Origin of the sequence: Levilactobacillus lindianensis (genome assembly GCF_003946095.1) — a bacterium.
Taxonomy (GTDB): Bacteria; Bacillota; Bacilli; order Lactobacillales; family Lactobacillaceae; genus Levilactobacillus; species Levilactobacillus lindianensis.
This window is the reverse complement of record NZ_RHOD01000041.1, coordinates 1-10,893: the sequence shown is the minus strand read 5'-3', so window position 1 is coordinate 10,893 and position 10,893 is coordinate 1. Positions and strand designations below refer to the sequence as shown.

Annotated in this window: 11 protein-coding genes and 1 riboswitch; of the genes, 6 read left to right on the top strand and 5 right to left on the bottom strand. The window is 50.3% G+C overall.

What is annotated here, in order from left to right; all coding sequences use genetic code 11:
- Positions 1-731: 731 nt before the first annotated feature.
- The 5 genes from EKM70_RS10745 to EKM70_RS10725 are packed head-to-tail and all read right to left on the bottom strand — an operon-like array spanning position 732 to position 4,479.
- Positions 732-1,094, bottom strand: coding sequence for a hypothetical protein (locus EKM70_RS10745; RefSeq protein ID WP_125547718.1), 363 nt, complete (start codon positions 1,092-1,094; stop codon positions 732-734).
- Positions 1,095-1,137: 43 nt separating this feature from the next.
- Positions 1,138-1,821, bottom strand: a complete 684-nt coding sequence (gene tenA / locus EKM70_RS10740; protein ID WP_125547716.1) for a thiaminase II — start codon at positions 1,819-1,821, stop codon at positions 1,138-1,140.
- Positions 1,822-1,841: 20 nt separating this feature from the next.
- Complete coding sequence (locus tag EKM70_RS10735) at positions 1,842-2,495, bottom strand: energy-coupling factor transporter transmembrane component T family protein (RefSeq protein ID WP_125547714.1); 654 nt, start codon at positions 2,493-2,495, stop codon at positions 1,842-1,844.
- Positions 2,492-3,901, bottom strand: a complete 1,410-nt coding sequence (locus tag EKM70_RS10730) for an ABC transporter ATP-binding protein (RefSeq protein WP_125547712.1) — start codon at positions 3,899-3,901, stop codon at positions 2,492-2,494. Before EKM70_RS10730 ends, EKM70_RS10735 begins: the two co-directional genes overlap by 4 nt.
- 23 nt (positions 3,902-3,924) lie before the next feature.
- The gene (locus EKM70_RS10725) at positions 3,925-4,479 is read right to left on the bottom strand and encodes an ECF transporter S component (protein WP_125547710.1); all 555 of its coding nucleotides are present in this window, start codon (positions 4,477-4,479) and stop codon (positions 3,925-3,927) included.
- Between the two features lie 80 nt (positions 4,480-4,559).
- Positions 4,560-4,651, bottom strand: a riboswitch (TPP riboswitch).
- A gap of 218 nt (positions 4,652-4,869) precedes the next feature.
- On the opposite strand from EKM70_RS10725, the gene EKM70_RS10720 reads away from it, so the two are divergent.
- From EKM70_RS10720 to EKM70_RS10695, 6 genes are all read left to right on the top strand, one after another.
- Positions 4,870-6,036: a serine hydrolase gene (locus EKM70_RS10720; RefSeq protein ID WP_125547708.1), complete on the top strand. Its 1,167-nt coding sequence runs from the start codon at positions 4,870-4,872 to the stop codon at positions 6,034-6,036.
- Positions 6,037-6,203: 167 nt separating this feature from the next.
- Positions 6,204-7,028 (top strand): HAD-IIB family hydrolase, encoded by an 825-nt coding sequence (locus EKM70_RS10715; protein WP_164506382.1) that lies wholly within the window; start codon positions 6,204-6,206, stop codon positions 7,026-7,028.
- 88 nt (positions 7,029-7,116) lie between these two features.
- Positions 7,117-8,412 (top strand): PTS transporter subunit EIIC, encoded by a 1,296-nt coding sequence (locus tag EKM70_RS10710; RefSeq protein WP_125547704.1) that lies wholly within the window; start codon positions 7,117-7,119, stop codon positions 8,410-8,412.
- A complete protein-coding gene (locus EKM70_RS10705) occupies positions 8,390-9,199 on the top strand; it encodes an alpha/beta hydrolase (RefSeq protein ID WP_125547702.1) in 810 nt (269 codons plus the stop codon). Before EKM70_RS10710 ends, EKM70_RS10705 begins: the two co-directional genes overlap by 23 nt.
- A gap of 61 nt (positions 9,200-9,260) precedes the next feature.
- The gene (locus EKM70_RS10700; protein WP_125547700.1) at positions 9,261-10,076 is read left to right on the top strand and encodes a Cof-type HAD-IIB family hydrolase; all 816 of its coding nucleotides are present in this window, start codon (positions 9,261-9,263) and stop codon (positions 10,074-10,076) included.
- An 81-nt stretch (positions 10,077-10,157) separates the two neighbouring features.
- Positions 10,158-10,808, top strand: coding sequence for a hypothetical protein (locus EKM70_RS10695; protein ID WP_125547698.1), 651 nt, complete (start codon positions 10,158-10,160; stop codon positions 10,806-10,808).
- The last annotated feature ends 85 nt before the right edge of the window (positions 10,809-10,893 follow it).

The following is a 10,893-nucleotide window of genomic DNA, read 5'->3' as shown; positions in this document are numbered from 1 at the left end:
AGCAACTTTGTTAAAGAGTTGAATAATCGTCCACGCAAGGTCTTAGGCTGGAAAACTCCATCTGAAGTGTTCTATGGGAAAACGTTGCACTTGATTTGACAATTCGTCATACTACTTGATGAACGAGCAAAAATTGCGTAAACTAATACCCAATATAACAATTGTGCGTGGCAAACGTCACGGAAGTGTAACCACAATTTTTTCTTCTCGTTATCGCTTTGTGATAGTTGATGTGTAGGCTGGACATGAAGCGTTTGGAACAAGCATGAGGTGATGGGATGGATTTAAAATGTCCGATGACAACGGTGTCGCGTTAATCGTCATGCATGGGTCACGATGGGGAAACAACCGTTACACACCTTAGCACGCAACCCATTACTCTTCATCTGCCGCAAACCCACGTTTTACGGGCGTTTGCCAACTAATGCGGGAATCTTTCCGCCCCGAAGCCGGCTTGCCGGTTGTGTCACTTAAAAGATGGTAATCATTATGATTACATGACTACAAGTCTCTTGTAGTTTATCAAGCAGGGAATCAGGCCAACTTCGGTTGGTCTGATTCTTTTTTATGGGAAGAGTGTGTCCCAGACTGACCTGGAGCACACATTTCGACAATGCAACTGACAAGTGAACAAACTTCAAAATTTTCAGGCAACCCAAGTTTCCCACCCACTAAAAAAGGTACCGTGAGAGGCTCTCACCGGTACCAATCGTCAACTGTTTTCGTTAATTTTAAAAGTGAAACCACTCACTCTGGTTACGCCGAACCTCGCCCCGCAACCCGAAAAAGTAAATCAGGAAGGCCGCGACGGCGATCGCTAGCAGGATGGTCCAGAGCCAGGCATGCGTGTGGATGAAGGTGAAGTAGGCAAAGCCTAACGTGCTGAGGCCAATCAGCGCTAAATTCGTTGGCAGGCGTCGGCTGTGAATGAAGGCAACTGCCAAGGTTAAGACCACTGCGCCCCCGAACATCTCGTCACCACTCAGGCGGGTTCCGGGATTACTGAGAGCGGCATAAATCTCGATAATCACCCCCAGAGCTAATGCCAGATAACCAAAGGTTTGGAGAAACGTTAATTGCTGAATTTTCTTCATCATCAACACCACCTTTTCCTATGAGTGCCCTCATTATAGCGCATTAGGGGGTGGTTGAAAAACCAGACGGTTCTGATAATTCCCAAGTTTCGTGGGTCAACGCCATTTGCCAGAAGTTAAGTTCATACCAACTACTCTTATTAAAAATGTCGAGTAGTGCCGGTGTGTTGGCTGGAGTGGCGACACGGTTAGCGAGAGCCAGCTGATCGGTCATCTCACCAGCATAGTCGTCGGAACGGTAGCTTTCTAACCAATCTTGGTAGATTGGCACCGGCGATCCTTGTTCAGCAAGCTCGGCCCCAATTTCGGCGTAGAGCCAATAACAAGGAAGCAGGCCGGCAATGGCCCCCGCGGTCCCTTGAGTCATCAGGGCGCGGTACATGTGACTGGTGTAGGCGTAACCTGTCGGGGCGACTGGCGTGTTGGCAACCTCATCGGCGGTGATGTTGAGGCGATCAAAGAAGGTCTGCCGCGGGGCTAATTCACCCTGGCGGAGGTGTTCCGCCCCAGCATGCAGTTGCGTGGCAATCTCGGTATTGGTCGTCTGCTCCGCCGCCAAGCCTTGAATCGCACCGAATTCACGTAAGTAAGCGTGATCCTGAATCAAGTAGTAACGGAATGTGGCTAATGGTAGGGTGCCCGCCAGCAGTTGTTGAATGAAAGGATGCTGCTTGGAAGCCTGCCAGGAGGCTAGGTTAGCGTTGTGCGCGATGGTGGTAAATAGCAAAGTAAGTCCTCCTTAAATGATCAGGGTAAGCCAACGAAGAGGCCAATTTGGACGAGAATCAAGCTACCGACGAGGAGTACCCAGTCGCGAGCTACGAGTGGAATCGTGGTGGCATGGGTTCGGGGCGCATCCTCGACAAAGCCGTGAGACGTCATGGCGGCGGCGAGCTGGTCTGACCAGTTCATAGCAGCTAAGATGACTTTGAAATAAAGTTGGGGTGACCAGAAGTGAAGCACCTGACCGCGCATCATGGCGGCGGCTTTAATGGTGCTGACCTCGGCTTGAATCTTGGGCATGAGGTTGAATGCTGCTAGAAAGCCGTAGGCAAACTTAGAAGGTAATTTGGCGTTTTGTTCCAGCGATCGTGTGAGGGTTAACGGGTCTGTCGTTTGAGCAAACCAGCCGCCCATATAGACGTAGGCCACCATTCGCGTGAAGATTACCAGGAGAAAATGGGTAGTGGCAGTTCCGCGTAACGTTAAGGACCACACGAGGGCCCCGCCGAAGAAGGCGGGAATTAGGGTCAGTAGAGCGAGTCGCTTGACTGACACGTGACCCGCAAGCATTAGGATCAGACTGACCACGATCAAGACCACGTTAACCGTCCAAACGTGGGTAAAAGAAATTTCTAAGGCCACTAGAACAAGCAAAGCTAACTTTAGACTGGGGTTCATGCACTCACCCCCCGATAGACGAAGTGTTGATCCGTCAACTGAAGGTGGTAGTCGGCGAAGGTGTCGAGTCCGCTGAGTTGGTGGCTTACTAGAATGTAGGTTAGATCCAAGTCGCGTTGAACGTCTTTTAAAATCCGAATGACCGTTTGGAGTGACTGGTAGTCCAAGCCTTTGAATGGTTCGTCCAACAAGAGGACGTCCGGAGCCATGATGAGCATGCACAGCAGTTGTAATTTCTTCTGCTGACCACTACTTAGAGTATAGATAATTTGTTCGCGATGGTCGGCTAGGTTGAGTTCGGTTAAGAGCTGGGTAGCCATGGCCGGGGTAAAATGGTCGGCAAAACTGTTTTTGAGTGATAACGCCAGTTCCTCATCGACCGTGACATTGAGAAATTGGGTCGCGGCCGATTGAAACATCAGGGCCACTTGCCGGGCGTAACGACGACGCTTTAGGCGATGAATATCGGTTCCAGCGTAGGTTATCTCCCCTTGATAGTGGCCGAGTTTTACCAGGGCACGCAAGAGTGTCGATTTACCACTGCCGTTGGGTCCCGTGATGAGGGTCGTATGGTGGGCAAAAAAGCCCAGGTTTTGCGGCGTTACGAGGGTGCGGTCATTCGCAGTCAGACTCAGTTGGTGACCTTGAATTAGCGCTTCCTGATTATCAGCCGGGACCGTGACGTGTTGTAGACGTAGCTTGGCCGGCGCAAAGGTTGCCAGGCGATCTTGTGTCGCCGTGGGAGACAGATGCGTCAGCTGACCATCTGTCAGAACCGTTAAGCGGTCCACGTAATCGGTATAGCCACTGAGATCATGATCGGCTAAAATGACCGTTTTTCCTTGCTCACGGCTCAGTTGTGCGAGGCGTTGTAACAGGACTAGACGCGTGGCAGGATCGATGCTGGCAAAGGGTTCATCCAGCAGAATCACTGCACTATCCATGGCAACGATGATGGCCAGTGCCACCTTCTGTTGCTCACCACCGGAAAGGTGCATGAGCTTTCGGTCACGCAAAGCCGTGATACCAATAAAATCCAGTGCGGCCGTCAAGCGTTGCGGAATCTCATTGGCCGGGACCTGTTGATTTTCCAAGGCAAATTGCAGTTCATTAGCGACCGTGTCCATGGTAAATTGCGTACTGGGCTCCTGAAAGAGCATGGCTACCGTACGAGAACGCTGGGTAGCCGGAATAGCAGTGAGTGTCCGGTCATTAAAGGTGATGCCAGCTGTGTCGCTGGGCAAAAGTCCCGCAATGAGCTTGAGCAGTGTGGACTTGCCTCCACCGGACACCCCGGTGATCAGGGAAAATTGGCCAGCCGGAAAGCTAGCGTTGACGGCGTTAAGGACGGGTCGTGATTGCTGCGGATATGTGAATGTTAAGTTGCGAATTGAAACGTTTACCACAAAAACTCCCCCATATTTGACGGTTAGTGTTTCAGAACATGTGCGCGGTCTAATAAATTGGTAATTAATTTGGTCAAAATGCCACCAAAGACAAAGACGGAGGCGAAACGAACGGCAAATAGTAAGAGTAAGAAACCTAAATGATAGGCGCTGTAACCCTCACGTGCCAGACTCCAAGCGAAGGTAACCAAGGTAGTCGTCAAGGCACTTAAGGTTAACGTCACCCAATTGTAGTGGCGATAACGAGTTGCCATGAAGCCTAGTTCGGACCCGAAGCCTTGAACAACGCCGGAGATTAGGGTGCTAGCACCCCAGACGCCTCCAAGAAACATTTCGACAACCGCACCTAGAAGTTCTCCCAAGGTTGCCGCCCCGGGGATGCGAATGACGAATCCAGCCAGCGGGCCGGCCATGGTCCAGACACCCAGCAAGATTTCGTTAGCTAGGGGTTGAAGACCCATGGGGGCGAAGAGTGCCGTGAGTGCGGAATAGAGGGGGGTGATGGCCCAGAAGATGACCCCCATAAAGATTGCTAGAATTGTGACGAGAATGATGTCGCGGATGTGCCAACGTTTCATAAGATGAATTCCTCCTAAAGTTAATTGAGGCGCCCAAAAGACGAAAAAGTCCCCACTAAGTGTTTCTAGTGGGGGTCATTGATAGCTATGTTACGCGTTCCCTTCGCTGGTTTTAACCAGAGCAGGTTCAATGGGTTTGATCTCAGCCGGATGGGCACCCCAATCGTATTTGATTACTCTTAGCCTAACCAATTTATCTGGCAAAAGCAAGGTATCACGGGAAAAGGGCTGAAAGTTTAAATGAAAAATTTTATAGTCGGATTGTTTTACAAGCGCGTTACAAAGGCGACAAGCGAGTTACAAAGGGGCAGAGGCGCTTCCGGTCACGTCAAGATCGTGCTAGGCTAAAGGTTAGTTAAGCTAATTAGTCAAAATGGGAAGGTTAGGGACATGCGAAAATTACACATTAAGGGATTTTTATTGGTCGCCTTAGCAGTTTTAACGGTGATGGGGATCGGTTATCAAACCGTACCGGCTGATGCGGCGACCTACAGGACCGTTTCGACTGAATCACTGAAGACGACGGCCTATCACAAGAAGAGCACTAAGGGTGCTGTGTATAACCAGTCACACACCCGCAAGATCGCCAATTTGAAGTCGTATCCGAATACCACGTGGTACGTCTCCAAGAAGGTTGTCCTGAGACATGGGAAAACCAACGCGGTTTACTACTATGCCATTAATGGTCGGCACACCGTCAAGGGCTTGATCTGGCACGGTTACCTTAAGCAGGGCAAGGCGCCCTTCGTTTTAAAGAAGGCCAAGGCTGCGGTGGCCGTCAACGAAGAAACGGGGAAAGTTGTTTGGTCTAAGCATGCCAACACGTCACGGCCAATTGCTTCCGTCTCCAAGATCATGACACTGTACCTGGTTCTTCAGAAGATTCATACCACGTCCGCTAAGTGGTCCGATCACGTTAAGACGAGTAACAGGGGCCTCGTAGCCATGGGAAACAGCTATGCGTGTGGTGGCTTCCGTTTCAAGAGCGGACACAAGTACACCGTTCAGGAGCTCTACTATGCTGCTTTGCTAGATTCCTCGAATAACGCGGCGATTGCCCTGGGCCAATGGGTCAGTGGCAGTAATGCTAAATTTATCAATAAGATGAATGCCCAAGCTAAGCATTGGAACTTGGGCAAGGCCCACTTCGTTTCTGCGTCCGGTTTGGAAAACAGTGACCTGCGTCAGTTTGGTTACAACTACGGATCGGCCAATGCCAACGAGGTTTCCGCTAAGGACGTGGCTTACATCGCCCAACATTTAATTCAGGATTATCCACAAGTCTTGAAGGACGGTCAAATTGGATCCAAGAAGGTCAACGGCCAAACGTGTTACAACTACAACAACCTGTTGAAGGGTCGGAAGTACTATCAGGCTAGCCTGAAGGTTGATGGACTGAAGACTGGGTATACGCCACTGGCTGGTTACTGTTTCGTGGGAACCGCTAAAAAGAGTGGTCATAACCGGATCATCACGGTGGTTCTGCATGATGAGGACGAGTTTACTGAGACGCGCTCGTTAATGAATTACGTCTACAAGAACAATTTAGATAAATAAAACTGAAAATAGGTTAACGGGTCACCCAGCGTAGTGGTTAATACGGGGTGACCCGTTTTTTAGTTAGGGGTTGATCGATTACTAGCCAGGCTTAGTTAAGGGGTGAAGAGTTGTTGCCAGGTTGGTGATCGGGTATGATCGAGGATAAGAACTTAGGGGGTAAAATGATGCGACCACGGATGATTATGACGGATTTAGATGGCACTTTTTTGGATGCCAATGGGCGTTACGATCGCGCGCGCCTAGCGGATCAACTCGCTGAAATGGAGACAAAACAAATTAAGTTTGTCGTCACAACCGGTGATCCCTTGAGCCACGTGATCGATCTCTTTGGCGGACTGGAACGGGCTAATGATTTGACCTACGTTGTCGAGGATGGGGCGTTGACCGTCACGGGAAGCGGCCAACAGCTTGCCTGTCATCAGATTCCTCGTGAGTTGTGGCAGGCGGCGGTGCGCTGGCTGAATACGGCATCTGTCATGGCGAATCCCTATCTGATTGCCTGCGGCCGTGACCGGGCCTATACGACGTTACCGGCTGATAGCGACCGATTTCACCAGTCCCAAGTTTTTTATCCGCAATTAACGACTGTGGCCGACTTGACCGAAGTTGCAGATCAGATCCTCAAGCTGGATGTAACCTGGTTACAAGCGGACGTCACGACGTTTGTGGTGGTCTTTAACGAGCGATTTGCTGGTCAACTAGTGGCAACAAGTAGTGGTCTGGGTGGCTTGAATGTCAGCCTGCCCGGTGTGAATAAAGCCACGGCGGTGGCGGAATTGGGTCGTCGCTGGGGCGTTACCCCAGCAGAGATGGTGGCCTTCGGTGACTCCGGCAATGATCTGGCTATGTTGCAGTTGGTGGGCCAAGGGTTTGCCGTGGCCAATGCCGCAACGGAATTAATTGCTGACAACAAGATTCAACGTCTATCCCGAACCAATCAACAAGGAGCTGTCAGTGAAGCTATCGATAGCCTGCTCGAACGGTTTTAAAGGCGGCCACCTTAACCGAATGTTGAAAAGACACCCGGCGCTGTCGTTGCCCTTACAATTTGAGTGTTAGGGCAGGAGGCGGCCAAAAATGAAACGAGAAACAGGCTGGCTAGGCAGCCATCTGATTCAATTAGAAGTGGCTTTTCGACGAAACGGACAGATCAAGGCCGTCAATCAGGCCTTTCACCTGGTCTTTCCGGTGGTGCTGGTGGGAACGTTGGCCGATATGATTCGGAAGACGTGGCTGGCATCGACCGGTTACTATTTTCAAACACTACACGTTGGGGATTGGCTGATGCAACGCACGGTCCTCAAGCATTACTTGAGTCTGCTGAGCGCAGGCACCCTGGGGTTAGTCGCCTTGATTATGGCCTTTGCCGTCAGTTACTATCTGGTTGCACCGGTCACAAAACGAACGACGGATCGGTTAATGGTAGGGGTGGTCGCGGTCACAGGTCTCAAGTTCTTTAACGTGGATCGCCTGACGCTGTTAAACGGGCAACCCATTCAGTGGCTCTCTAATAATTTAGGGATTTCCGGCATTCTGGTGGGGATCCTAGTTGGACTAGTCGTTGGGGATGGCTATCGCTGGGGAATTCGCCACTGGCTATTGGCCGATGAGCGCCTCGGGCAAACGATGACGATTGCCAGTATCTGGTTATTGGTGTTAGCAGCCGGTGGGCTGGCCTGGACCTTAACGCAGACGGGAAGCCTGGATGCCACCTTCCTCAGTCTGGCCAGATGGCCGTTCCCCCTTCCTCATCATTTGCCAGGCTTGCTGGGATTTAGCCTACTGACTGGTCTGTGTCAGTGGTTAGGTATTCTAGGACCTGTGGCGAGTGTCGGTGGTCAGTCCGTCGAAGCGGCACAGAATTTGGCAGCCGTGTTAATCCATGCTGGTTGGCAGTTGCCACAGCCCATCACGATTCATACGGTCGTTGACGTCTACACGAACTTTGGTGGACCAGGGATGATGTTAGGGTTATTATTTGCCATTTATTTGGGACACTCGAATGCGGCGCAACGGCGGGTGGGTCTGGCCTGTCTATTGCCAACCTTGGGTAACTTCAATGCGCCGTTAATGGTTGGGTTGCCAGTTGTGTTGCGTCCAATTCTAGGGATCCCCTTTCTGGTGACACCGGTCGTTTGCAGTCTTCTAAGCTGGACTTGCCTGCACCTTCACTGGATACCCGCGGTGGCTTATCCGATTGCCAACGGGACGCCGGGCATACTACAAGGCTTCTTGGGAACTGGAGGCAACCTGGCGGCGTTGGCCCTGGCCGTTGCAGAGTTACTGATCAGTGTCTTAATTTATTACCCATTTATTAAGTGGTCGCGATTGGCAGGGGAGGTGGCCCAACATGCTGAAGAGACGAGTCGTTAGCTTCTTAATTCTGGTGGCCGGGCTCTTGCTGTTGTGTGTGCCAGGCTTTCTTTGGCGGCCACAGCAGGTCATGAGCGTGCGGGCCACGTACCGGAGTGCCATGGACCCGGTCTTCTTGGTACCGGGGTCTAGTGCCACTCAGAATCGATTTAACGAGCTGGTCACGGAGCTCAATCACGAGACGACCACTAAACACAGCTTGTTACGAGTGGAAGTCATGACCAATGGCCAGATTCAATATACGGGAAGTATCACTAGAAATGATACCCAACCAATTATTGTCGTGGGTTTTGAAAACCATACTGACGGGTACGATACTATTAAGAAACAAGCCGTTTGGTTCAATCTAGCCTTCCGTCAATTGCAGAAGACGTATCATTTTAATCATTTTTCCGCGATGGGACACTCCAATGGCGGGCTGGTCTTGACGCTCTTCCTGGAGCATAGTCTGCCTAAGGAAACCTATGCCGAGCGTCTAATGACCATCGGGACGCCATTTAATTTGGAGGAGAGCAGTCCCGATGTAGACACGCCACTTTTTAAGGAACTTTCGGCCGATCGTAAGCAGTTACCGCGTTCACTGACGGTCTACTCGATCGCAGGGAGCGAAGGGTACGCCGGCGATGGCATCGTTCCCTTCGATAGCGTTAACCGAGGAAAATTGATCTTTCAAGGAAATGTTCAACATTTTACGCAGATGACCATTACCGGTGCCAATGCTAATCACGCGGACTTGCCGGAAAACCAGCAGATCGTGGCTTTGATTCGTTCAGACCTCCTGACGTAGACACGGTTTATTTCGGCCCGGGTTACGTGTAAACTAGAGGAGAAATGGAGGCCAACGACGAATGATAAAGATGATTGCGCTCGACCTAGACGAGACGCTACTGAATACCGACAAGACGATTAGTGAAAAGAATGCGGCAACCTTGCGGCAGTTGCATACGGCAGGGATTAAGGTGGTGCTTTGTACGGGCCGTCCCATCAATGCTATTTGGAAATATTTGGAACAATTGGGATTAACGACCAGCGAGGACTATACGATTACCTTTAACGGGGCCCTCGTGATTCAAAACACAACTAAGGATGTGCTGGCTCAGAGTGGGTTAAGCAAGCAGGACTTCCAACCCCTGCATGACTTTGCGGCTGAAAATGGCTACCCACTGGACGTTCTGGACTTTGACCAAGTCTACCCGGTGGCTGATCTCAAGCCATCCGAATATCAAAAGATGTTGAAGGCACCAATGGAATTTGTGCCAACGGCCTTTGCTGATTTACCAGAACATCTCTTCAGTAAGGCTGTCATGGCGACTGATCCAGCGACATTGGACCGAGTTGTAGCTAGCCTAACCCCCGACTTGCACAAACAGTACCATGTGGTGCGTTCTCAACCAAAAATATTGGAGTTCTTAGCAGCCGACATGGACAAGGCTGTGGGATTAGGGCAACTGTTGACGCACTTTGGCTGGGGCTTCGATCAGCTCATGGCATTTGGTGATGCCGAGAATGATTTAGGGATGATTAAGGCCGCTGGTGATGGGGTTGCGATGCTAAATGGGCAACCCGAAATAAAGTCAGCTGCCAATCATCAAACCCCAACAACCAACAATGAGGCGGGGGTTGCGGCGTACTTGGAACAAGTCTTCCCTGAAGTTTTAGCTTAATCGGTGTGAACGCTTGCATTTTGAGAAAAACAATGGCAGTATAAATGGTGAACTGGATGAATTTTAAGGAGGACTATAGTCATGAAACGTTTGATGGTGAAATTGGGGTTAACCGCGATGGCTTTAGGGACATTGGGTGGTTTAGTTAGTCCTAGCGTCACGGCTAGTGCCAAAGCCAAACCGACGATCACGAACACCGATTTAAAACGATACTACAAGAGTTCTAAATCTAAAACTGCCTTTTATTTCAAGACTTATAAGAGCGGCAAGAAGACCGGGACCTTACTTATTCTGGGGGACTTTGGCTCAGCAGCTAATGTGAAGTATGGGGTGCCTTCGTCGATCAAGCTCAGTAAAAATCGGCGGACACTGACCACCAAGTATCGCTTGATTCAATTTAAGACGGCGGACAACAAGACCACGACGGCTTTGAGTAAGAAGACTTACACGTTCAAGTTAACGAAGACGTCAAGCACACACTTCACCACAAAGATTGCCGGTAGCAAGGCTAGTCGCCGGTTGGCAACTTCCGGGAAAAAGTATACTTACACTAAGACCAAGACGAGTCCAGCAAGTAAGTACGCTAAGAAGTATGTCCGGCCAACTCTGTATCAACAGTACAAGAAAGCCTTTGCGTCACTGGCTAAAGACCAACAGAAGAAGTTTGCTAATCAGTACGCAGACATGGGTGTTAAGACCATGACCAACAACTTTAACTACAAGATTAAATAATAGCAATTGAGGCTGTGACATAAGTCTCCAAAATGAAAGCTGGTTGAGAGGAATCTTCGGATTTCTCCCGACCAGCTTTTTGGTA

Coding starts and splice junctions, on each gene's coding strand:
- EKM70_RS10735 (WP_125547714.1), bottom strand. CDS start 2,495: ATGAACCCCAGTCTAAAGTTAGCTTTGCTTGTTCTAGTGGCCTTAGAA.
- EKM70_RS10710 (WP_125547704.1), top strand. CDS start 7,117: ATGAAACGAGAAACAGGCTGGCTAGGCAGCCATCTGATTCAATTAGAA.
- EKM70_RS10695 (WP_125547698.1), top strand. CDS start 10,158: ATGAAACGTTTGATGGTGAAATTGGGGTTAACCGCGATGGCTTTAGGG.
- EKM70_RS10745 (WP_125547718.1), bottom strand. CDS start 1,094: ATGAAGAAAATTCAGCAATTAACGTTTCTCCAAACCTTTGGTTATCTG.
- EKM70_RS10725 (WP_125547710.1), bottom strand. CDS start 4,479: ATGAAACGTTGGCACATCCGCGACATCATTCTCGTCACAATTCTAGCA.
- EKM70_RS10715 (WP_164506382.1), top strand. CDS start 6,204: ATGCGACCACGGATGATTATGACGGATTTAGATGGCACTTTTTTGGAT.
- EKM70_RS10705 (WP_125547702.1), top strand. CDS start 8,390: ATGCTGAAGAGACGAGTCGTTAGCTTCTTAATTCTGGTGGCCGGGCTC.
- EKM70_RS10700 (WP_125547700.1), top strand. CDS start 9,261: ATGATAAAGATGATTGCGCTCGACCTAGACGAGACGCTACTGAATACC.
- EKM70_RS10720 (WP_125547708.1), top strand. CDS start 4,870: ATGCGAAAATTACACATTAAGGGATTTTTATTGGTCGCCTTAGCAGTT.